Raw genomic sequence first — 21678 nt, 5'->3', positions numbered from 1 at the left:
TCGCTGCCGCGGACGCAAAGCTTTAGCCCGGGGTCACCCCTACGGCGGAGTATGGTGACGTTTCTGTCCGGCGGGACGGGCACGCCGAAGCTCCTGTCGGGCGCCGACGCCGTGTTCGACCCGGGCGAGACCGTCGTCGTCGGCAACACCGGCGACGACGTGGAGCTCGGCGGCCACCTCGTCTGCCCGGACGTCGACACCGTCCTCTACCTCCGCGGCGACCGCCTCGACCGCGACCTGTGGTGGGGCATCGCCGACGACACCGCGACGACCCACGAAGAACTCGTCTCGCTCGCCGAGTCGGCCGGGTTCGAACCGGGACCCAGATACCTTCCCGACGAGCGCCAGACTGCGGGCCGACGGATCGCCCGCTGGCGCCGGTTCTCCGGCGTCGGCGAGTTCATGCACATCGGCGACGCCGACCGCGCCGTCCACCTCACGCGGACGAGCCTGCTCGACGAGGGGCGTACGCTCACAGAGGCGACGCGGACGCTCGCGGACGCGTTCGACCTGACCGTCGACCTGCTACCGATGAGCGACGACCCCGTGGCGACCATCGTCCACACCGAGGAGGGACCGATGCACTTCCAGGAGTTCTGGGTCGCTCACGGCGGCGAGCCCGCGATCGAGTCCGTCGAGTTCCGGGGGAGCGACGAGGCCGCGGCCACCCCCGCCGTCCGCGACGCGCTCTCCGAACCGGTGGTCGTCGGCCCGTCGAACCCGATCACGAGCCTCGGGCCGATGCTCGCGCTGGACGGGGTCCGCGAGACGCTCGCCGAGACCACCGTGGTCGCCGTCTCGCCGTTCGTCGAGGACACAGTCTTCTCCGGCCCCGCCGACGACCTGCTGGAGGCCGAAGGCTACGAGGCCAGCACCGCCGGCGTCGCCGAGGCCTACCCCTTCGCCGACGCGTTCGTCCTCGACGACGCCGACGGGACCGAACTCGACCGCCCCGTCGTCCGCACCGACACCCGGATGGACGACGAAGACGACGCGACCCGCGTCGCCCGCGCGGTGAGAGACGCGCTGGAGGCGGTCGAATGAGCGCGAACGGGGACGGCGACCGCACTAACCCCGGCCGCGGCGACGTACCGTTCGAACCCCGACTCGCGCTCGCCAGCCTGAGCGGCCAGTCGGACGCCGCCTGGGCGCGGGCCGCGAGCGAGTACGCCGGCTGTGCCTTCCTCGGTGGAATCGCGCTCGACGAGCCGACTCGCGAAGCTGCGAGAGAACTGGTCGACCGCGACCGCGACGAGTTCCTCCCGGCCGATCCGGTAGCGTTCATCGATCAGCAACTGTCCGCACTCGCCGATGCGCCGCTCAGAGCGGCGTTCAACGTCCGCGCCAGCGGGCCGGAACCAGTCGCGGAGGCCGCCGCGGTCTGCGCCGACCACGGCGCGATCGTGGAGATCAACGCCCACTGCCGGCAGGACGAGATGTGCGCCGCCGGCGCCGGCGAGTCGCTCCTGCGTGACCCCGACCGACTCGCGGCGTACGTCCGTGCGGCCGCAGAGACCGGAGCGACAGTCAGCGTGAAGGTTCGTACCGAACTCGCGGGCGTCGACCTGCCCGCAGTAGCGGCCCGGCTGGACGACGCCGGTGCTAATCTCCTCCACGTCGACGCGATGGACTCCGAGGCGGTCGTCGCCGACGTGGTCGACGCCACCGACGCGTTCGTCGTCGCCAACAACGGCGTTCGCGACCGGGCGACGGTCCGTGAGTATCTCGATTACGGTGCAGACGCCGTCAGCCTCGGCCGACCGAGCGACGATCCGAGGGTACTCCGGCGGGTCCGCAGGGCCGTCGACGAGTGGTTCGACGGCGCCGAGAAACAGCGGTCCGAGCGGGCCCCCAACGCCGAACCAGGGGGATCGAACGCGTGAGGACGACCGCCCAGAACGCCGAACTCGCGCTCTTGCTCGAAGTCGCCGGGACGCCGAAGCCCGGGAACGTCGACCGCCACCGGGAGTACGACGACCTGCGCTTCGAGCACTTCCTCGCCGGCGCCGTCGGGGCGCGGCCGGGACTGGCGATGGCCGCCGACGGCGAACCGCTCGGTGAATCGTTCTTGCACGCTATCGAGGGGATGAGTGAGCAGCGCGGCGGCAACACGCAGTTCGGCGCCGTCCTCCTGCAGCTCCCGCTGGTCGCCGCCGCGGGCGCCGACGATCGGTCGCTCACACCCGACGGGGCGACAGCGGTCGTCGACGCGACGACCGTCGCCGACGCGGCGAACTTCTACCGTGCGTTCGAAGCGGTCGAAGTGGCCGTCGACGAACCCCCCGAAGGCATGGAACCGCTCGACGTGCGACGCGGGAGCGACGCCGTGCCCGAACTGGAGGCCCGCGAACTCACGCTCCGGGAGATCATGGGTCGCTCGGCCGGCCGCGACGGCGTCGCCCGGGAGTGGGTCGAGAGATTCGAGCGCGTGTTCGCGGCCGCCGAGTCCATCGAGCGCGGCGACGGCCCGGTCGCCGATCGCGCCGCGCGGACCTTCCTCGAACTGCTCGCCGACGAGGTCGACACATTCGTCGCGACGCAACACGACCGGGCGACCGCCGAAGCGGCGACCGAACGGGCGCAGGCGGCCCTCGACGGCGAGGGCGACCCGGAGACGCTGGCCGACGAGTTCGTCGCGGAAGACGTCAACCCCGGCACGACCGCCGATATCGTCGCGGCCGGGCTCTTCGTCGCGCTGGAACGGGGGCTGGACGTGTGACGGGGGACAGACCCCGGGCGGGCGATCGCGGCGGCGCCGGCGAGTGGCCGGTCCACCTCTCCGGCGTCGTCGAGTCTGTCGTCACCACGCGCGGTCCGAACGACCGCTGGAACGTCGCCGCGCTCGGCATCCACGCCGGCGACCCGGTGACGGCGCGCACTTACGGCCGCACGCGAACCCGGCGGAACTTCGAGGAACGTGGAGCGGGCTACGTACAGTTCACACGCGACCCGGTCGACTTCGTCGACGCCGCACTCGCCGTCCACGAGGTGGACCATCCCGTCCTCGACAGCGCCGACGCGTGGGCGGAAGTCGCGGTCGAACGGACGGGAGCGACCGACGAGGGCGGCACGGAAGTCGTCACCTGGCGGCTCGATCCCGTCGACAGCGGCGTCGAGCGGCGGGTCGTCCCGACGACGAATCGCGGCTTCTACGCCGTAATCGAGGCGACCGTCGCGGCCTCCAGGCTCGACGTCGAATCGTACGACACCGAGACGCTTCTCGACCGACTCGCGTACTTCGAGACCGTGGTCGATACCTGTGGCGGCGAGCGCGAACGGACGGCCTTCGACCGTATCGAGGACCTCGTAGACACAGAGTGGTAGCTGCGTGTACCTGTCGACAGTACCGACAGTACGACCGACAGTGTTGGACCACGAACATTTATACCGGAGAGGGAACCACCGGCGAGTAGAGGATGCTGGACAGGGATCGGGGAATTCCGACGGCGGCGCTGTGTTTCGCGCTCGTCGTCGGGACGGTGGTGAGTTTCGTCCCGGGGGCCGCTGGAGCGGCGAGTCCCGGGACTGAGGCGCCGTTGGCCGACGCTGGGTTGGACCAGAACGTCACGGCCAACGCGACCGTGTATCTGGACGCGACGGGGTCGCGAGATCCCGACGGGGAGATCGCCGAGTACGAGTGGCGACTCGAACAACCGGACGGCGACTATATCCGGCCGGACTGCCGGACGTGCGGCCAGACGTCGTTCGTCGCCCGACAGGTCGGGACGTACAACGCGACGGTGACTGTTACCGACGACGACGGTGCAACCAGTCGCGATACGTTGCGGGTTCACGTCGAGGAATCCAACGGACCGTCGGTTACTCTCTCCGGGCCGCAAGCATTGAACACGGGCGAAGTCGCCGGGTATACCGCGTCTGTGTCGGCTGGCAACGCGGACGTCGCGGCAGTGACCTGGCGGGTCGACGGGGACTGGCACAATCGGACGAGTATCGCCGGCGAGAGCGCAACGGCGGACTACCTTCACGCGTTCTCGACGGCCGGCAACTACACGCTCAGCGCCACGGTCGTCGACCGGGTGGGCCGCCAGCGTACCGCGACCAGAGAAATCAAAGTGCACAGCCCATCTGCTGCCGCTAGCGGCGGTAGTTCGTCGGGAAGCGGGGATAGTGACGGTGAGCAATGCTCGCGGTACAACAGAGACGACGACACCTACTGTAACAACGACCGGATGACCCTCGACAGTAACGGCATCGTCATCACCGACGCCGACAACGACGGCACGATCGTGTGGGCCGGCCAGACCCTCGACGCGGAGTTCGCCCAGAACAACGCCGGCGTCTCCTACGATTCGACCGACGGCGTCGTCGAATTCGACAGCCAAGAAGCGTACAAAACAGCGCTTGGGGTCAAGACTACTAATGTGAACCCAGCCTATAATGCTTCCAGAAGTACATCGGAAAGAAAGGAATCAGACGGTGGTGAGGAGGAGAACGAAGACGACCCCCTGGACTGGAGCGCGATATCTCATAATTATGCGGATAACTATGGCAGCAGTGGTGAGGAAGACGGCAGTGAGGAAAACAGAGAGGATAATACTGAAGATAGCGCTGAGACCGAGACAAATACACGAACTGGTCGTGTTCCCCCTGGGCGGGCTGGTTCGGGAGGTTTCTAAGTCCGCTTAACTGTGGACACTACTCAAAAGATGATCTTCGAAAACATCTCTGACAGTGATGTTGCACAAAGTACGACTGTAGTACTGGCACTACTGGGACTTTTCCTCATCGGGGTCATAGCGGTCTCAGTGCTTTTCCTTGGTGGACTATTTGATGATAGCACTCCATCAAAAACTGCTGAAACTGCGCTCTCAACAGAGACCAATTCCATATCGACAGTACCTACATCCACTCAAAATGCAGATTCGACGCCTACAGAGAGTTCAACGATCATCCCCATCACGACCCAAACGCAGGCACCGCCATCTACAGCGACGTACACTCCGACAGCAACGATAGACCCGACACCGACTCCAGGGCCATATGCGAACGAAAGGTACGGAGAATTCGTAGACGTCGTTTTTGGTGAAACAGAAACTTACTCTGGGGTGCCTGTAAAGATTCGTGGGTGGAGGGTTGTTGAAGGAGAGATATTGATCATTGCAGTGAATCTCAGCGCACGCTCAGAAGACGAAAACCGTCGGGTAAAACAGGTCAACGCCCTCGTCACCGCGGGATACACGCAAGCAGTAGTCCAATACGACAATGGAAAAATTGAGGGGAAAATCCCCAACCGCCTTCGTATTGCCGAAGTAAATAATACGGGTTCGAAACCGAAGATGTGGTATCTCAATACGTCGCTGGCCCGTGAGTACTATCTGAACAAGATAACTACTCCCGAGTTCACTGACCAGTATTGGGAGACTGTGGAAAACCAAACGGAAGCTCAAGAAGCATATATCAATCGTCTAGACCAAGCTGCTGGGAACGTTACGCTCTCCGACGGGAAAACGAAGTAAAGTACGTACTATCTCTGCGGAACAAACGGTTCATAGGACTCTGTTGTTTAATCTTGCGAAGAAAGACACAACATGTTCTGACATAGTTAACAGTTCGCCCCCCTCGATAATATGTATCCAAAGTGGGAATAGGGTCCAAAAACATTCAGTCTCACTGTCTCGGAACCCAAACGTGGATTAGGACGAAGTCGGATCGGCCTGTCGGTAGATACCCGACGCTGTCAGCGAGGGACCGTCGACGCGACTCTTGGGATCGGAGTCCAATAACGACACACCTCGGACGAAAGCTAGCTTCTGTCACATCTTAAACTGCGAGCCCACTCGAACTCGCGTGGCAGAAGAACGTGTACTCAGAGCGCTTTCCGCATACAGATCGCCGACGACGGACAGAGCTCGGTGAATTCGGTGGTGTTTCGGATGGTTCCGGGCACGTCGGTGCGGTCGATCTCCACATACTCGTGGCTGGCGAAGAACTCGCTGGCCGTAGTGGTGAGGAGATAGAACCGCTGGATGCCCGCGTCTCGGGCCTCGGCTTCGAGCGCGTCGACGATCGCAGTGCCGTGGCCCTCGCCCCTCGTCGATTCTTCCACTGCGACCGACCGGAGCAGCCCATCGTCTCCGTGGACTTCGATCCCGCCGACTCCGACGCGGTCGCCGTTGGCGCGTGCGACGTACAATCGGGCTGAATCCGCGTGGACGTCGTCGGTCGGGAGATCAGCCCGTCCAAGCACCCTCTCGACGTACCGGAGTCCGTCTTCGTCGGCGCGTTCGAGTCTGATCGCCGATTCGGTCATGTGTGCGTCGTGTCGTCTTCCGGGACGATTAGATTGTCGGCCCAGTCGGGAACGGGGAGCGGCGGAAATGCCGGGCCCGCTCAGGACGTAGACAGTACGTCGCGTACAGAACTTCGAAAACCCACGCTACGTTCCGCCATCCCCATCGCTTAGTGACTGGAAGCCCGAGCGAACTGTGCTATGGCTGACGACGTACACAACGAAAGCGACACGTTCGACATCGGTGGTGAGGTGACGGTCCATCGCCTCGGGTTCGGGGCGATGCGACTCACTGGCGAGGACATCATCGGCCGACCCGACGACGAGGAGACGGCCCGGAGCGTCGTCCAGCGGGCCGTCGAACTGGGCGTCGACCTGATCGACACCGCCGACTCCTACGGGCCGGGCGTCAGCGAGCGGATCCTCCGCGAGGCGCTCGCCGACGTCGACGCGGACCCGGTCGTCGCCACGAAGGCCGGTCTGCTCCGCCACCGCGACGGCGAGTGGCTCCCGCACGGTGACCCCGACTACCTCCACAATCAGGTCATGGTGAGCCGCGACCGTCTCGGTGTCGACTCCATCGACCTCTACCAGTTCCATCGTCCGGATCCCGACACCGACTTCGAGGACTCGGTCCACGCCTTCGCAGAGATGAAAGACGTCGGACAGGTGGACCACGTCGGTCTCTCGAACGTCAGCGTGGAACAACTGGAGACCGCTCGCGACATCGTCGACATCGCGACGGTCCAGAACCAGTACAACATCGGGTATCGCGACGACGAGGACGTCCTGCAGGCCTGCGAGGAGTACGACGTCGGGTTCATCCCGTGGGGGCCACTCTACACCGTCGAGGACGACGGGGTGGCGAACGTACTCGACGAAGTCGGCGAGGCCCACGACGCGAGCCGGCGGCAGGTCGCGCTCGCGTGGCTCCTGGAGCACTCGGACGTGACGCTGCCCATCCCGGGGACGTCGAGCGTCGATCACCTCGAATCGAACGTCGCGGCGTCGCAGGTGGCCCTCACCGACGAGGACATGGCGAAACTACACGATATCGACCCGCAGTAGGCAGTCGGCTCGCGTTTCTCGGCTTTCCCGGTTCCCGTCGCTCTGGGAGCGATCGTGGCCCGTCGAAGCGGTGGCGCGGGCGCCGTCGCTCGACGGTGTGATAATGTGAAAATCGGAGTCAGCAGGAAGCTGACGCCGTAGTTACAGAGAGCGACTTACTGTCGCGTGAGGTTCGTCGCGCGCGGGCCCTTGTCGGCCTGCTCGATGTCGAACTCCACTTCCTGTCCCTCTTCGAGGTCCGGGCCGCCGACGTCTTCCATGTGGAAGAAAACGTCGTCGTCCGCGTCCTCGGTCTCGATGAAACCGTATCCACCAGTGTCGTTGAAGAAGTCGACTTTGCCGGAGGCCATTAGAGGCGCTCCAGGTTGGTCGCTCGCGGGCCCTTGTCGGCCTGCTCGATGTCGAACTCCACTTCCTGTCCCTCTTCGAGGTCCGGACCGCCCACGTCCTCCATGTGGAAGAAAACGTCGTCGTCAGCGTCCTCAGTCTCGATGAAACCGTAACCGCCCGTGTCGTTGAAGAAGTCAACCTTACCGGATGCCATTGCTTCTAAACACAACAGCGGGGGATGTATAAGAGTTCCGAGAGAAGCGTTACCACGACCCTCTACGGAGCTACGCGGCCTGCTGGGCCGGATCGCGGAAATCCACGTCGGGACACGCGCGGGCAGGGGATTTTTGTCCGCAGACTCGAAACTTCGCGACATGAGCGAGACAGGGGGGCCGCTATACGTCGGGGTCGACTGGTCGGACGGCCCGTGGTTCGCGGTCGCGTTCGACCGCGACGGGTTCGACCACGCCGCCGTGTTCGGAGAGATCGGCGACCTCTGGGTCCGCTACGAGGAGCGCGCCGAGCGCGTCCTCGTCGACGTGCCGATCGGGCTGGTCGAAGAAGGCGAGGAAGGGCGGCGCTGCGACGCGCTCGCTCGCGAGGTTCTCGGCCCGATGGCCGACTCGCTCGTCGTGCCCCCGGTCCGTGAAGCGACACGCAAGCGCCGCTACCCCGCAGCGCAGCGCGTCAACGAGCGAAAGGCCGGACGCGGTATCTCCGAGCGCGCGTTCGCGATGAGCGACGGGATCGCGGCCGTCGACCAACTCCTCCAGAACGTTCCCGAAGCCAGTGCGGCCTTCGCGGAATCCCACCCCGAACTCTGTTATCGGGCCTTCGCGGACGAGCCGCTGGAACACTCGAGCGCGTACGCGGCGGGGTACGCCGAACGGATGCGAACGCTGGCGCAGTACGACCGCGACGCGCCGCCGGCCGTTCAGGCGGCTGCCGCCGCGACGGAGGGGTACGAGGTGGCCGTCGCGGACGTGCTCGACGCGGTCGCACTCGCGTACACCGCCGCACCCGGCGACGGTGCCCTCCGGACGCTCCCGGCCGATCCGCCGACCGACGCGAAGGGGCTCCCGATGGGCATCGCTTACAGGGCGAACGAACCGTTCGACGCAGAGTAGGTCCCGGTACCGCCCGGCTCCCGTCCGTGGTATCGCCCGTGTCGGGCTGACCCAGGATATTCCTGACGGCCGGTCGAAATCCGGTCATGGAGTACACCTGGCAGTACTACGACCTCGTCTTGCTCGGAGTGTTCGCCAGTGTCGCGACCGGCTTCGCCGTCGGCGCGTTGACGGGGGTCTCTCCGACGACGTCGACGCTCGGGTTCGGCCTCGTCGCGGTGGGGTTCATCGGCCACGGCCTGTTCGTCAACGGGCCCGTCGACGATCCCGGCGACCTCGCCGACGAAGTCGACACGCTCAACTGACGTCCGCGAGCGCCCCGCTGCCACTCAGTTCCCTTTGCCGTTCCCGCCTCCTCTCCCGTTCCCCTTGCCGTTCCCGCCTCCCTTGCCATTGCCCTCGTCCTTCCCGTTGTCATCGTCGTCGTTGGCGTGGTCGGGCGGCCCGCGACCATTTCCCTTCTTTTCGTCTTTGCTGTCCTCGTCGTCGCCATCTTCGTCGTCATCGTCGTCCGTCGGATCGAACGCGTCGATGGCGTCGTTCAGCGAGAACGACGAATCCCCGTCGTCTCCGCCGTCTCCACCGTCTCCACCGTCGATCTTGCCGACCACTTTTGCGAGGGCGTTTTTGGGGTCGATATCGGTTTTGTCGATCGGGAAGTGTACTTTGCACGTCCCGTCGTCGCTCTCGTGCTGTTTCGGGGACGCGCCGTCGCCGTCGTCGACGGCCTCCGGTGTACCGAACGAGATCGAGTCCACGTCGATCTCCGAGGGGTCTGGGCAGTCGATGTCGACCGGCACCAGTCCCTCACTCTCGACGTTGATCTTCGCGTCCGGCGGCGAGACCGAGAGATCGAACTCCGTTTCGTCGGATTCCCCGTCGGTCGAGGCTCGCTCGATCGCGACTGTCAGGGGTGCGTCGAGGTCGAGCGTCGACCGGGTGACGCCGCCTTCCCCGTCGGCGGAGAGGAGCTGCCACTCGTCGATCTCGCCCTCGTAGTGCTCGTCGTAGAGCGTCGCCGCCTCGTTGAACTGGGGGTTGATTCCGAGGGAGACGCCGGGGTCGAGATACCCCAGGACGCCGCCGTCACCCCTGGTCGCGCCCCAGGTCCAGTCGATCTGGTGGTTCGCGCCGTCGGTGTTCCAGTTGTCGTAGTTGCTCTCCGGTTTCTCTCCCGACTCGAACAGGTAGAAGTCGTCCTTGACGAGCCACTCGGCGTCCGTCGGGACGCCGGAGACCGTCCAGGTGGCCGACCCGCCGTCGTCGCCGTCGGCGTCGTGCACGGCCACGAGACTCACACCCTCGGGCCCGTCGTAGAAAAACAGCAGCGACGTCGACGGTCGCTGGAGGTCCTGCGTACCGACGGACATGTAGTACGGTCCGTCGCCGGGGTCGGTCGCGCCGTTGTCGCCCGTGTACTTCTCAGGGATCCGCAGGTCGTAGAACGACTCGGCCGGTTCGCTCCCGGACAGCGGCGTGATCTCGTAGCGCTCGTCGCCCTGCTCGACGACGTACAGCGGGTCGGCGTCGTCGTCCGATTCGTCGTCTTGGTCGCTGGCCGCTGCTGTCGTCCCTGCCGCCGCTCCGAGGGCACCGGCCGCTGCGAGCGCCTGCAGGAGCGTTCGTCTGCCGACCGAACGGCCGTCTCGTCTGCTGACCGAACGAACGTCTTTCGCCGGCGTTTCGTTCGTCATACCCCATGCCGAAGTGGAACAGTCATTGTTATGACGGGCAAACTTCGAGAGCGGTGAGTGCCGGTTCCCACTGCCAGCGGACCCGTTTTTCGTCGCTCCGGAGTAAGACCGGAGTACTACCGGTCCGTGAGGCAGCGTTCGCGGTCGATTGGGAGGGGTTACCGCACCTCATCCCCGGTCCTGGCAACCAGAAAGCAAGAACTGATTAACGGGATGACAGTGTACTGATGCCATGGACCACGAGATCAGTCACAGACCCTCGTACGCCCAGTTGACGCTCGACCTCGACGCCGGCGAATCGGTCCGGTCCGAGGCGGGCGCGATGGTAAGCAAATCACCGCACGTCGACGTGGAGACGAGCGCCGAAGGGGGATTGCTCAAGTCACTATCGCGGTCGCTGTTCGGCGGCGAATCGTTCTTCATGAACACGTTCACCGCCTCGGAGGCGGGGCAGATACAGCTCGCGCCGGCGCTGTCGGGCGACGTCCAGCACCACCTGCTCGACGACGAGACACTGTACGTGCAGTCGTCGTCGTTTCTGGCTTCTGACCCGTCGATCGAGGTCGACACCGAGTTCGGCGGTGCGAAGACCTTCTTCGGGGGCGAAGGGCTCTTTCTCCTCCGGATGGAGGGGACGGGGCCGCTGTTCCTGTCGAGTTACGGCGCCATCGACGAACACGAACTCGACGGGACAGAGTCGTACGTGGTCGACACGGGCCACATCGTCGCCTTCGAGGAGAGCCTCTCGTTCGACGTGCGGAAGGTCGGCGGCCTGAAGTCGACGCTGTTCAGCGGCGAGGGGCTGGTCTGTGAGTTCGAGGGCGAGGGGACGGTCTGGACGCAGACCCGCAGCCCGGACGCGTTCCTCTCGTGGCTCATCCCCAAGATCCCCCAGCGGAACACGACCCAGACGACGACGTGACGCTGGATCGCGGGAACGCCGCACCAAATCGTTATGACATGTCCGGACAAACTGATATGTATGAGTGAATCAGTCGATCTCGAGTCGGCGACGCTGTCGACGCAGGTCGTCCTCGCGGGTGTCGTCGAGCTGTCGGTCAGGGGAGCGACACCCGCCCACGCCGGTGAGATCCGGGGCGCCTGTAACGAGGCGATGAGCGCCGTCGTCGCGGACGTGCTGGGCACCGTTACGGAAGCGGAGGTCTCCCGCACGCTGAACGAACTGGAGGCCTCGGGACTGGTCGACGGACGGCGCGACGACACCTCCGCGACGGGGAAAGGCCGACCGGCGTATCGACTCGCGGCGGACGCGGACGCCGTCCGCGCGCAACTCGCCGACGACGAGCGCGTCGCCCCCCTCGCCGATCGCATCGATTCGATCGACCAGTAGTCCACGGGTCGCTCCGCTCCGACGGTCTTACTCGGCGCCCGACCCGCCCTTGTAGTCCGCTTCGAGCGCGCGGTGGCCGTCCGGCGTCTCGACGACGACCGTGCCGCCGCGGGTCGGCCAGACGACGTCGTCGGTGCCCCAGTAGTAGTCGTTCGCTTCGTCGCGGCCGTCGCCGCTGTGGACGCGCACCGTCGTGTCGGGTTCGATCGTCGTCTCCGGCGGGAACTCGAACGCCAGGCCCTCGCCGTTGCGGAGGCGCCACCCCGACAGATCGAGCGGTTCTTCGGCGGCGTTCTCCAGCGAGACGTGTTCGTCCTGCGAATCGCCAAGGCCGGGGCGGTGTTCGTGGACGCTGTCGAGGACGAGCTGGTCGGCGGCCGGCGTCGGTCCCCGGACGTGGTCGGCGGTCGCCGCGGCCGGAGTGGCGTCGGCGTCCTCGGCGGTTCCGCGGTGCGCGTCGGTGACCGGCTCCGCGTCGCCGGTGTCCGACTGGGACAGGTGACCGGTGTTCATGCCCTCTGTCCGGCGTGTCTCGTCGGCGACTGGTTCGCTATCGGCGGCCGCCTCGTGACTCACGATCTCGTAGTTCGGGGCGATCTCATCGGCGTTCGGTCGGTACCGGAACGCCAGGTCCTCGCTGTCGAAGACGCCGAAAAAGCGGCTCCAGGGCATTCCTTCCTCGGGCACGGGCTCGAACCCGAGGTCGGGCTGGCTGGCGCCGCGGTCGACGGGGACAGCGTCGTGCTCCGCCGCCCACTCCTGGATCTCCTCGTGGTCGCGCGTGGTTCGCCACGCGCCCGAGTCGCCGTTCTGGCTCATGGGGAACGGTCGGTCCGCCGAGTCGTAGCCCTTCGGCCTGCCTTCGCAACGCTCAGATCCCGCCGACGGCGTCGGCCTCGGATCGCCGCGGCCACCCGCAGCGTGGCCGCCGTTTAATATCGTGGGCCGATACCACCGACGTACGCTATGGTCTCACGTCGCGCCGTCAGGCTCCTTTTTGCGACGCTGCTGGTCGTCTCGATATCCGGCCTCGCCTACGGCGCGGCGACCGCACCGACGACCGCCAGCGCCGACGACGTACCGCGACCGGAGCCGCGCGACGGCCACACGGTCGTCACCGAATCGGCGAAGTTCGGAACGATCGTCGCCTGGCGCCCGAACGGTAGCCTCCTCTACTACGACGACACTCACACCAAGTACTTCGACGTCGACCCGGTGGCGAACGAGTCGCTGACCGTCGAGTACACCGCGACCGACACCATCCACACCAGCGGCCCCACCTGCGAGTCGCCCCCGTGCACCCGGAACGTGGTCGAGCGGGTGAACCTCTCGACGGGCGAGACGCGAGAGATCTACGCCCGGTACGACGACAGCGAACTCGCCGCCGAGTGGCACGACCACGTCCGCGTCGACGACGAGCGGATCCTGATCGCCGACATCGTCGACGACCAGGTCTTCCTGGTGAACACGACGACGGAACTCGTCGAGTGGCGCTGGAACGCCCAGAGCGACTTCCCCGTCGAGGGCGGCGGGCCCTACCCAGAGGACTGGGCACACATCAACGACGTGTCGCTGCTCGACGACGGGCGCGTGATGGTCAGTCTCCGCAACCAGGACCAGGTCGTCTTTCTCGACCGCGAGACGGGACTGGTCGACGAGTGGACGCTCGGCAGTGACGGCGACCACGACACGCTCTACGAACAGCACAACCCCGACTACATCCCACCCGAGCGAGGCGGCCCGGCCGTCCTCGTCGCGGACTCGGAGAACGGTCGAATCGTCGAGTATCAGCGCGTCGACCCGGACACGGGCCAGGCGACGACGGCCGGCGACGGCGTCTGGAACCGAACCTGGCAGTGGCGCGACGCCCGACTCCAGTGGCCGCGTGACGCCGACCGCCTGCCGAACGGCCACACGCTGATCGCGGACACCCACGGCAAGCGCGTCGTCGAGGTCGACGAGCAAGGCGAGATCGTCTGGTCGGTCCCCGTCTCGCACCCCTACGAAGTCGAACGGCTGGAGACGGGCGCCGAAAGCGCCGGCGGCGAGAGCGCGGCGCGCCTGGGGCTCGAATCGAGAACCGCCGAGCGTTCCGACGGCGGCGGGTTCGACCCGCTCGACCCGCTGAGCGACCTGGTGACGTTCGTCGTCCCCTCGCGGGTCGTCAACGGCGTCATCTTCCTCTCGCCGGTGTGGATGGGGCGCCCGGAGTTCGCGGCGGCGCTGTTCGGTCTCGGCGCGGCGCTCGCGTGGATCGGCGCCGAGGCGCGGTGGCGTCTCCCCGCCCTCGGCGTCCGGTGGCCGGTGTTCAGAAAGAAGTGACGACGACGGTCGGCGGATCGGCTCCCGCCGGCGTCTCAGCGGCCGTACGTTTGCTTGCTCCCGACGTGCTGCGGGTCGTGATCGTGGCGCGCCTCACCACCGTAGAGGAGCCCCTCTTCGGACCAGGGCCCCGTGTGCTGGTTCGACTCCGGGACTACGTCGCCGATCCCTCGCTGATCCGACTGCTGGGCCTGTCTCGAACCGCCGAACTGCCCATGCTGGGAGCCACCCTGCCGCTGCCGCGGCTGCTCCGCGGTCTGATGCTGCGGCTGCTCCGCGGTCTGATGCTGCGGCTGCTCCGCGGTCTGATGCTGCGGCTGGTTGCCGGGCTGGTGTTGTTGCTGCCCGCCGGGCTGGTGCCGTTGCTGCCCGCTGGGCTGGTGTTGTTGCTGCCCGCTGGGCTGGTGCTGTTGCTGCCCGCTGGGCTGGTGCTGTTGCTGCCCGCCGGTGTGCTGTCGCTGCTGGCGCTCGGACTGCCAGTACTGCTGATCGCTGGGGCGGTGCTGGTGACTGCTGGCGTGCTGGCTGCCGGCCGGGTGGCCACCGGTCTGTCGAGTTCGCTGCTGGTCGCCCGTCTGCTGGGGCTGCCGCTGGTCGCCCGTCTGCTGGTATTGTCGCTGATTGGCGGGGTGGTGCTGGTGACTGCTCGCCTGCTGTCGTTGACTCCCGGACTGCGGACGCTGTTGGCCGCCCATGGGCTGTTGCTGGCCGCCTGCGGATCGTTGCTGACCAGCGTCCGTGGGCTGTCGCTGGCTCCCTCCGTGCTGGCCCGACTGGTGCTGCGGTGGCGCGGAACTCCGGCGGTGATGCTGGAACTCGTCCTGCCGGGGCATCTGACCTGACTGGTCCCCGGCTGTTCCCTGTGGCTGTTGGGTCTCGCGGTTCAACTGCTGTCGTCGGTCGTGGCCGGTCCGACGCGACTGATCCGTCGTCTGCCAGTCCCGTCGCTGGGCGCCCTGACCGCCCATGTGATGTGGCTGTTGCTGATGCTGTTCGCCGGCCCCCATCTGCTGGCGACTCTCGCGCTGGCGCGTCCGGCGCGTTCCGTGCCCGTGTGTCTGTTGTCGTCCCTGCTGGTGCTGTCCCTGTTGCTGGTGCTGTCTCTGCTGCTGGTGCTGTCCCTGCTGCCCCTCCTGATACTGGCCCGCCTGACGGTGTTGCTGTCCCTGGCGCTGCTGCCGGTCGTGCGTCTGCCGGTCGTGCTGGTCCGCTCCGGCGTGCTCGTTGTGATGCATGATGGATCTCGGGCACGTAACCCGTGTCGGCAGTGGGACGCAGGTCCGCAAATAGGGCCGACTCCGTTTTCGCAGGGCCACTCACCGACTCACGGACTAACGCTTCCCTACCCGTCCGACGGGGGCTACTGCCCAGCGGGGCGGCTGGTAATCGCGGGGTAACGACGAGAATCAGTCCGCGTCGAGGACGGATCGACGCCGTTCGGAGGGAGAGACGTCGACTATCCTATAACGCGGCGCCGCTCGGTGAACGTCGCGTTTCCGCCGTCCCAGCGGACGGTGGTGTTGATGGTGATCCTGCCGTCGTTGCTGGCGACCGCGAACGCTTCGGCGTAGGAGAGGTGGATCCGCGCGGTCCGGTTGGTCGACGCGTTCGCGGACAGGTTACCGAACTGGTCCGTCTGGGTCCAGACGTCCCTGTCGCCCGTCGTGATCTCCGTCTCCGCGGTGACGTTCTCCAGCGTCTCGTTGCCGACGTTCGTCAGGTTAGCCGTCACGAGCCGACACCGGCTGCCGCACCTCGCCACCTCCTCGACCGAGACGGACACCGGGTCGCTCTCGTTCTGTTGGGCGGCCGTGTCGTTGGCCTGAGCGCTCTCGTCCTGTTGGACGGTGGTGGCGTCGTTCGCGGGGATCGCGTCGCTCGTCGCGGTGTCCCCCACCGGCTGGGCGGCTGTGGCGCCCGCCGTGCCGATGGATACACCGACGACGGCGACCAGAACGAGCATCCGAACGATCGCGACGCGGTCGAGGCCCGAGGCGGACTCGGAATCTGACTTTCTCACGGGCGCGATAGGGGCTACAACCGAAAGTGTGCCGTGCCGGCAAGTTCCTGCAACCACCGTTCGCCGGCGAGTTCGACGAAGATCGGCGATCTGCGCCTCGAGAGCTGGGTCGTCTCTGTCGCCTCTCGACGGAGAGCGGGCGCGCGGTCGTCCCGTTACTGCAGGTACCCGAGCTGTTCCAGCCGGGCTTTCCGCTCGTCGCCGATCGTCACCGACTCGCGGTCGCCCGCGGTGTCGACCGTCTCGAGCCAGTCGTCGAGCGCGTCGCCGAGTTCGGCGACCACCTCGGGACGGGCCTCGGACACGTCCGTGGTCTCTCCCGGGTCGGCGTCGACGTCGTAACACCGCTCCGAGCCGTCGGATCCCCGGACGAGCTTGTGCTCCTCGGTCCGGATCGCCCGCAGGGAGCGGTCGTATCGTCTGACGTGGTCCGGAACGTCCCCGATGTGGCGTTCGAGCGCCTCCATCGACGGCTGCGGGGCCATGTACTCGCTGACGACGAACTCGCGAGCGGACGCCTCGGCGTCGGGATGGAAGGAGCTCCCGTGGAACCGTTCCCGGGCGCCCGGTGCGTCGATCCCTGCCGCGTCAAGGAGCGTCGGCGGGAGGTCCATCAGGCTCACGAGATCGTCGAGGTCGCTCCGCCCGGTGAAGGCGCCGCCCGTGACGACGAGGGGAACGTGGACGAGCGTGTCGTAGAGACAGTACTGGTGGTCCATCAGGCCGTGGTCGCCGACGTTCTCGCCGTGGTCGGCGGTGACGACGAGGATCGTGTCCTCCCACTCACCCGCCGCGACGAGCGCCGCTTTGAGCGCGGCCAGTTGCTCGTCGAAGTACGTGATCTCGCCGCGGTAGAGGTCCCGAAGCAGTCGCAGGTCGCGGTCCGAGAGGTCGAGCGTCCCCGCGAGGTAGTCCCAGGGCTCCTGCGGGACGGCCATCGCCTCCTCGTAGGTGGCGTCGTCCGGGAGGTGGGGTTCGGTCGTCCGTCGCGGGGGCTCGTAGTCCAGGTGGGGTTCGAGGTAGTTGACGAGCAGGAAAAACGGGTCTTCGCGCGAGCGGTCGTCCAGCCAGTCGGCGATCCAGGCGGTCGAGCGGCGGGCGCCGTCGTCGGCCCGGTCGCGGACGAACCGTCGGTACAGGGCGTTCGCCGCGTTGACGAGCGGGTTGCCGGCGAACAGCTTCCGGGCGACGAGGCGGGTTCGGTTCTCTTCGGTCACGTCGACGAGTTCGCTCAGTGCGTTCTCGGACTGGACGAGCTGCCACATCTGCCGGAACTCGTCGAACCCGCGGTCGAATCCAGATTCGGCGCTCAACCAGGTGTTGTTCGAGACGCAGACCGTCTCGTACCCCGCGTCACGGAACAGTTCCGACAGCAGTGGGTGGCGGTCGTCGAGGAGTTCGTGATCGGCGTGGGCGCCGTGGGCGGACGACGGCACTCCCGTCAGCAGCGAGGCGTGGGAGGGAAGCGTCCACGGCGCCGCGGAGAAGGCCCGCGTGGCCCGTGTCCCAGACGATGCGAGTTTCGCCAGCGTCGGCGCGACCTGCGAATCGTACGCGTCGTCGACACGCGTCGTGTCGGCGACGACGACGACGACGTTCGGCTGAACAGCCATTGTCGCCTGCGCTTGGGGGCCGACACCGATAGCAATTGACCGCTTACTTCCGATCGTTGCAGCCCGCCCGCGGCTGTTGACGCGCTCGCTCAGTAACGTCTACTTATCGGGTCTGTCGCGGCTGTTCACCCGGGGCCGAACGGCGGATTACTGCCCACATCGGGCCCGCCCCCGCGGTCGCTCTCACCCTGCCCTCCCGGCATTCCTGAAGCCGCTTCGGAGCTTTCGGGCCGTCGGTCGGCCACCGACGGGGAGTGCGGCCCCACAGCGACCGGTCGGAAGCCGATACGACTAACTTACCCCATCGCTCTGAGTTCTGCGCCCAGATGTCGAGGAGTAATAGTGTAGTAACTACGGGTTCGGCACCACTTCGTTCGATATGGCACTCGTCGACTCGATCATCGTGTTCGTCGTCAGTCTGCTGGTGGGAGCGCTCGGGATCTATATCGGCGCCAGCGTCATCACGGACCACGAGGACTACACGTACGCGATCGTGACGGCTCTGATCGGCGCGATCATCTGGGGGGTCGTCGGATTCCTCTTCGGCTGGATCCCCCTTCTCGGCCCGATACTGGTCCTGATAGCCTACGTCGCCGTGATCCAGTTCCGCTATCCCGGCGGGTGGGGGGACGCGATCCTCATCGCGCTCATCGCGTGGATCGCTTCCCTCGTCGTCCTCTGGGTCCTCGCCTTCGTCGGGATCGGCGCACTGGAGGCAGTCGGGGTCCCGGGCGCGTAGCCGGTTCGACCCCTCGCTCCGGACGGTATCGCAGCGCCGCACTCGCATCGTCGGGCCGAACGGGGATCGATAGGCCGGGATCTACTACCCTCGCCGCACCGATCCGGCGGTGGACCATCATCATTGAACATTTAATTTATGGGGTGTGGCGGCGACGGTTCTCCCGTGAGACGATACCATGCATAAGCCACTGCTCGTGACCGACTTCCTGGACCGGGCCAGGCGGCACTACGGGGACGACGAAGCGATCGTCGCAACGACCGGCGAGCGATTCACCTACGACGAGTTCGGGGACAGGGTGGACCGGGTCTCGGCCGCCCTCCGGGAACGCGGCGTCGAGAAGGGCGACCGGGTCGCCGTGCTCGACCCGAACACCCACTATCACCTCGAAGTCGCCTACGCGAGCATGCAGATCGGTGCGGTCCACACGCCGCTCAACTACCGATTGACGCCCGACGACTTCGCGTACATCCTCGACGACGCCGGCGTCGACGCGATCTACGCCGACCACGAGTACGCCGAGAAGATCGACCCCATCCGATCGAACGTCCCCACGACGACCTTCCTCACGAACGACGCCGATGCTGTCGACGACGACTGGGAGGACCTCGACGCGGTGATCGAGAACACCGATCCAGACTTCGAGCGCCCGGAGATGAGTGAAGACGAGGTGATCACCATCAACTACACCTCCGGGACGACCGGCGACCCGAAGGGCGTGATGCGGACCCATCGGAGCGAGACGCTACACGCGTACCTGGTGTCGGTCCACCAGGATATCCGGGACGACGACGTCTACCTGTGGACGCTGCCGATGTTCCACGTCAACGGCTGGGGTCACATCTACGCGATCACCGGGATGGGCGCGACTCACGTCTGCACGCGCGGGGTCGACGCCGAACGGATATTCCGGACCATCGCCGCGGAGGACGTCTCGTACCTCTGTTGCGCGCCGACGGTGCTGAACAGGCTCATCGACTACGACGACGCCGAATCGCCGGCGACGACGGGCGCGAACGACGTCCGCGTCGCGACCGCCGGGAGCGCACCCCCGGAGGCGACAATCCGCCACGTCGAGGCGGAGTTCGGCTGGTACCTCACGCACGTCTACGGCGCGACCGAGACCGGCCCGCTGATCACCACGTCCGACGCTCGCAGACACTTCGACGACGACAGCGCCGACCGCTTCGCGGTCAAGAAACGGCAGGGCCTCGGCTATCTCGGGACCGACGTCCGCGTTGTCGACGAGGACGGCGAGGACGTCCCCAGAGACGACGAGCACGTCGGCGAAGTCGTCGTCAGCGGCAACCAGGTGATGGAAGGCTACTGGAACAGGCCCGAGGCCACCGAAGAGGCGTTCTCGGAGCGCCTGGAGGGCTACTACCACACTGGTGACCTCGCGACCGTCGACGAGAACGGGATGATCGCTATCCAGGACCGGAAGAAAGACATCATCGTCTCCGGCGGCGAGAACATCTCCTCCATCGAACTGGAAGACGCGCTCTTCGAACACGAGGCAGTCTCCGACGTCGCGGTCGTCCCCGCTCCCAGCGACGAGTGGGGCGAGACGCCCAAGGCGTTCGTGGTCCCCGAGTCCGACGCGGTCGACGACGCCGACGCTCTCGAAAACGACCTGATCGCCTTCACCCGCGAGACCCTCGCGAGCTACAAGACCGTCAGGAGCGTCGAGTTCGTCGACGCCCTCCCCACGACAGCCACCGGCAAGGTCCAGAAGTACGAACTCCGGGCGCAGGTCTGGGAAGACGAAGACCGCATGGTCGGACAGGGATAGTGCGGACTACGTGATCGGTAGGAGTGGGAATCAGGTAAAATCGGGATGCCGCCTCCCGGATTTGAACCGGGGACAGCTCGATCTTCAGTCGAGTGCTCTCCCAGTCTGAGCTAAGGCGGCGCGCCGTCGTGCGCATCTCCGACTGCGAGGAGGGGAGAAAAAAGGATTTCGAAAGCCCGCCCCGACAGATCACCTCGTTGACGACACGTTCGACCCGCCGATTTTGCCCGCGAAAACGCTCAGGGATCATCCCCCATCGCGAGGATCGAGCGGCGTGGGGACGGCTGTCCGGGATCCCGACGACGGTTCGACGCCACCGGGACAGACGACTCGCCGGTTGATGATCGCGCTGGGCTCCGGCACCGCGCCGTCCGTCGGGAAGTGGCTCGGCGAGGAGGACCACTCCGACGACGAGACCGTCGAGGAGGGCGACGAGGAGTTCCAGTTCGTCACCGTCGAAGACTCGAGCAAGGGCGAACGGTCCGACGGCGGAACGGGCGGCGGTATCCTGCCCGACCAGTCCGCCCCGCCAGCGGCCTCGGGCTGATCGAGGCCCCGCTCAGAGACCCCGTCCACACCGCGGTATTCTCGACCGCCGTTTTTCGATTCGATCGGCACCGTCGACGGACGCCTCTCCGAGAAAGCGTCAGTCGAACCGATGACTTACAAGGGCACGGAGCCCCATTTATGCGTATGGAGTCGAACGAGACACTCGACGACCGCAGTCGACTCGCCCGCGTGGTCCTCGCTGCCGTCCTGGCGCTCGTCGCGATCCAGTCGTTCCGGAAGGGCAAGCGAACGCGCGGCGTGCTGGCGGGAGTCGGCGCGGCGGCGCTCGGGTACACGGTGTCCGGCGAGTCCGACGACTTGCTGGAGAGCATCGATACTGGGGCGACCGACGTGATGGAGAGTATCGGTACCGAGACGGCCGCGGAACCCGGCGAACTACGCTGTGCGAGCTGCGGCGAACCCATCGTCCCTGGAGAGCGGCGGAAGCCGAACGAAGACGGCGAGACCGTCCACGAGGCCTGTCTCGAAGCTACTGCCTGAGTAATCGAGGCCGGCGTTCGTCGGCCCGGCCGGAGTGGCGCCCGAAGAACTGCGTTCCCGACTCGTGATTCCGTTGATGAGGCGTTCAGGGGAGGAACAGATCGGCCGCGTCGAACTCGCGGTCGCAGTCGTCACAGACGTACGTCGTCCCGTCGGTCGTGCTGACGTGTCCGTCGCAGTCGGGGCACTTCGATCCGTCGATCATGCCTGGATTCGGTCACCGGGGAACAAAACCCTTGCTCCGCCGTCCGAACCCGTGCGCGATCGCGGTCTGAACACGACTACGAGCGCCGGATCCGACCGCGAAAGGGTCGGTTAACCA

The 21678-nt window shown here is 66.2% G+C and carries 25 protein-coding genes and 1 tRNA gene; 18 read left to right on the top strand and 8 right to left on the bottom strand.

Going from position 1 to position 21678, the window contains the following annotated elements; genetic code table 11:
* Window positions 1-51: 51 nt before the first annotated feature.
* From cofD to ACMGFE_RS03080, 6 genes are all read left to right on the top strand, one after another.
* Window positions 52-1044 (top strand): 2-phospho-L-lactate transferase, encoded by a 993-nt coding sequence (gene cofD, locus ACMGFE_RS03105; protein ID WP_436923627.1) that lies wholly within the window; start codon window positions 52-54, stop codon window positions 1042-1044.
* A complete protein-coding gene (locus ACMGFE_RS03100) occupies window positions 1041-1883 on the top strand; it encodes a tRNA-dihydrouridine synthase (protein ID WP_436923626.1) in 843 nt (280 codons plus the stop codon). The genes cofD and ACMGFE_RS03100 overlap by 4 nt, the downstream gene beginning before the upstream one ends.
* Entirely contained in the window at window positions 1880-2719 is an 840-nt protein-coding gene (locus ACMGFE_RS03095; RefSeq protein ID WP_436923625.1) for a triphosphoribosyl-dephospho-CoA synthase, read from the top strand. Before ACMGFE_RS03100 ends, ACMGFE_RS03095 begins: the two co-directional genes overlap by 4 nt.
* On the top strand, window positions 2716-3324 hold the full coding sequence (locus ACMGFE_RS03090; protein ID WP_436923624.1) for a DUF447 domain-containing protein: 609 nt from the start codon (window positions 2716-2718) through the stop codon (window positions 3322-3324). The genes ACMGFE_RS03095 and ACMGFE_RS03090 overlap by 4 nt, the downstream gene beginning before the upstream one ends.
* 92 nt (window positions 3325-3416) lie before the next feature.
* Complete coding sequence (locus ACMGFE_RS03085; RefSeq protein ID WP_436923623.1) at window positions 3417-4637, top strand: PKD domain-containing protein; 1221 nt, start codon at window positions 3417-3419, stop codon at window positions 4635-4637.
* Window positions 4638-4667: 30 nt separating this feature from the next.
* Window positions 4668-5477, top strand: a complete 810-nt coding sequence (locus ACMGFE_RS03080; protein ID WP_436923622.1) for a hypothetical protein — start codon at window positions 4668-4670, stop codon at window positions 5475-5477.
* Between the two features lie 350 nt (window positions 5478-5827).
* On the opposite strand, the gene arsN2 is transcribed toward ACMGFE_RS03080, so the two are convergent.
* On the bottom strand, window positions 5828-6271 hold the full coding sequence (arsN2, locus tag ACMGFE_RS03075) for an arsenic resistance N-acetyltransferase ArsN2 (RefSeq protein WP_436923621.1): 444 nt from the start codon (window positions 6269-6271) through the stop codon (window positions 5828-5830).
* Window positions 6272-6451: 180 nt separating this feature from the next.
* Here arsN2 and ACMGFE_RS03070 point away from each other — a divergent pair, with 180 nt between their 5' ends.
* Complete coding sequence (locus ACMGFE_RS03070; RefSeq protein WP_436923620.1) at window positions 6452-7318, top strand: aldo/keto reductase; 867 nt, start codon at window positions 6452-6454, stop codon at window positions 7316-7318.
* A gap of 155 nt (window positions 7319-7473) precedes the next feature.
* Here the strand turns inward: ACMGFE_RS03070 and ACMGFE_RS03065 are convergent, their stop codons facing one another.
* Window positions 7474-7668, bottom strand: a complete 195-nt coding sequence (locus tag ACMGFE_RS03065; RefSeq protein ID WP_123538602.1) for a cold-shock protein — start codon at window positions 7666-7668, stop codon at window positions 7474-7476.
* A complete protein-coding gene (locus tag ACMGFE_RS03060; protein ID WP_006883278.1) occupies window positions 7668-7862 on the bottom strand; it encodes a cold-shock protein in 195 nt (64 codons plus the stop codon). Before ACMGFE_RS03060 ends, ACMGFE_RS03065 begins: the two co-directional genes overlap by 1 nt.
* A 160-nt stretch (window positions 7863-8022) precedes the next feature.
* On the opposite strand from ACMGFE_RS03060, the gene ACMGFE_RS03055 reads away from it, so the two are divergent.
* Both ACMGFE_RS03055 and ACMGFE_RS03050 read left to right on the top strand, forming a co-directional pair.
* The gene (locus tag ACMGFE_RS03055) at window positions 8023-8775 is read left to right on the top strand and encodes a DUF429 domain-containing protein (protein ID WP_436923619.1); all 753 of its coding nucleotides are present in this window, start codon (window positions 8023-8025) and stop codon (window positions 8773-8775) included.
* Between the two features lie 86 nt (window positions 8776-8861).
* On the top strand, window positions 8862-9080 hold the full coding sequence (locus tag ACMGFE_RS03050) for a DUF8015 family protein (RefSeq protein ID WP_436923618.1): 219 nt from the start codon (window positions 8862-8864) through the stop codon (window positions 9078-9080).
* 24 nt (window positions 9081-9104) lie between these two features.
* Here ACMGFE_RS03050 and ACMGFE_RS03045 read toward each other — a convergent pair whose 3' ends face one another.
* A complete protein-coding gene (locus ACMGFE_RS03045; protein ID WP_436923617.1) occupies window positions 9105-10469 on the bottom strand; it encodes a hypothetical protein in 1365 nt (454 codons plus the stop codon).
* Window positions 10470-10701: 232 nt separating this feature from the next.
* Between ACMGFE_RS03045 and ACMGFE_RS03040 the strand changes: the two genes are divergently transcribed.
* Both ACMGFE_RS03040 and ACMGFE_RS03035 read left to right on the top strand, forming a co-directional pair.
* Window positions 10702-11391: a TIGR00266 family protein gene (locus tag ACMGFE_RS03040; protein WP_436923616.1), complete on the top strand. Its 690-nt coding sequence runs from the start codon at window positions 10702-10704 to the stop codon at window positions 11389-11391.
* A 60-nt stretch (window positions 11392-11451) separates the two neighbouring features.
* Window positions 11452-11820, top strand: a complete 369-nt coding sequence (locus ACMGFE_RS03035; RefSeq protein WP_436923615.1) for a Cdc6/Cdc18 family protein — start codon at window positions 11452-11454, stop codon at window positions 11818-11820.
* A 27-nt stretch (window positions 11821-11847) separates the two neighbouring features.
* Here the strand turns inward: ACMGFE_RS03035 and ACMGFE_RS03030 are convergent, their stop codons facing one another.
* Complete coding sequence (locus ACMGFE_RS03030) at window positions 11848-12639, bottom strand: lamin tail domain-containing protein (RefSeq protein WP_436923614.1); 792 nt, start codon at window positions 12637-12639, stop codon at window positions 11848-11850.
* A 147-nt stretch (window positions 12640-12786) separates the two neighbouring features.
* Between ACMGFE_RS03030 and ACMGFE_RS03025 the strand changes: the two genes are divergently transcribed.
* Genes ACMGFE_RS03025 through ACMGFE_RS03015 form a run of 3 tightly spaced genes read left to right on the top strand, consistent with a single transcriptional unit; the run spans window position 12787 to window position 15539 of the window.
* On the top strand, window positions 12787-14142 hold the full coding sequence (locus ACMGFE_RS03025; RefSeq protein WP_436923613.1) for an arylsulfotransferase family protein: 1356 nt from the start codon (window positions 12787-12789) through the stop codon (window positions 14140-14142).
* A complete protein-coding gene (locus ACMGFE_RS03020) occupies window positions 14139-14984 on the top strand; it encodes a hypothetical protein (RefSeq protein WP_436923612.1) in 846 nt (281 codons plus the stop codon). Before ACMGFE_RS03025 ends, ACMGFE_RS03020 begins: the two co-directional genes overlap by 4 nt.
* A 60-nt stretch (window positions 14985-15044) precedes the next feature.
* Window positions 15045-15539 (top strand): hypothetical protein, encoded by a 495-nt coding sequence (locus ACMGFE_RS03015; protein ID WP_436923611.1) that lies wholly within the window; start codon window positions 15045-15047, stop codon window positions 15537-15539.
* Window positions 15540-15598: 59 nt separating this feature from the next.
* On the opposite strand, the gene ACMGFE_RS03010 is transcribed toward ACMGFE_RS03015, so the two are convergent.
* Window positions 15599-16162 (bottom strand): hypothetical protein, encoded by a 564-nt coding sequence (locus ACMGFE_RS03010; RefSeq protein ID WP_436923610.1) that lies wholly within the window; start codon window positions 16160-16162, stop codon window positions 15599-15601.
* A 155-nt stretch (window positions 16163-16317) separates the two neighbouring features.
* Window positions 16318-17775 carry a sulfatase gene (locus ACMGFE_RS03005; RefSeq protein ID WP_436923609.1) on the bottom strand — a complete coding sequence of 486 codons (1458 nt, stop codon included), beginning with the start codon at window positions 17773-17775 and terminating at the stop codon, window positions 16318-16320.
* Between the two features lie 379 nt (window positions 17776-18154).
* Between ACMGFE_RS03005 and ACMGFE_RS03000 the strand changes: the two genes are divergently transcribed.
* Together ACMGFE_RS03000 and ACMGFE_RS02995 are read left to right on the top strand one after the other, a co-directional pair.
* Window positions 18155-18514: a hypothetical protein gene (locus ACMGFE_RS03000; protein ID WP_436923608.1), complete on the top strand. Its 360-nt coding sequence runs from the start codon at window positions 18155-18157 to the stop codon at window positions 18512-18514.
* A gap of 178 nt (window positions 18515-18692) precedes the next feature.
* Entirely contained in the window at window positions 18693-20306 is a 1614-nt protein-coding gene (locus tag ACMGFE_RS02995) for a long-chain-fatty-acid--CoA ligase (RefSeq protein ID WP_436923607.1), read from the top strand.
* A 46-nt stretch (window positions 20307-20352) separates the two neighbouring features.
* On the opposite strand, the gene ACMGFE_RS02990 is transcribed toward ACMGFE_RS02995, so the two are convergent.
* Window positions 20353-20426 (bottom strand) — tRNA-Phe (locus ACMGFE_RS02990).
* Between the two features lie 154 nt (window positions 20427-20580).
* On the opposite strand from ACMGFE_RS02990, the gene ACMGFE_RS02985 reads away from it, so the two are divergent.
* Both ACMGFE_RS02985 and ACMGFE_RS02980 read left to right on the top strand, forming a co-directional pair.
* Window positions 20581-20853: a hypothetical protein gene (locus ACMGFE_RS02985; RefSeq protein WP_436923606.1), complete on the top strand. Its 273-nt coding sequence runs from the start codon at window positions 20581-20583 to the stop codon at window positions 20851-20853.
* A 146-nt stretch (window positions 20854-20999) separates the two neighbouring features.
* Complete coding sequence (locus tag ACMGFE_RS02980) at window positions 21000-21356, top strand: YgaP family membrane protein (RefSeq protein ID WP_436923605.1); 357 nt, start codon at window positions 21000-21002, stop codon at window positions 21354-21356.
* The last annotated feature ends 322 nt before the right edge of the window (window positions 21357-21678 follow it).

It is taken from the genome of Halosimplex amylolyticum (assembly GCF_051414035.1).
GTDB lineage: Archaea > Halobacteriota > Halobacteria > Halobacteriales > Haloarculaceae > Halosimplex > Halosimplex amylolyticum.
The sequence above is the reverse complement of the archived record's forward strand: the minus strand, read 5'-3'. Positions and strand labels throughout refer to the sequence as shown.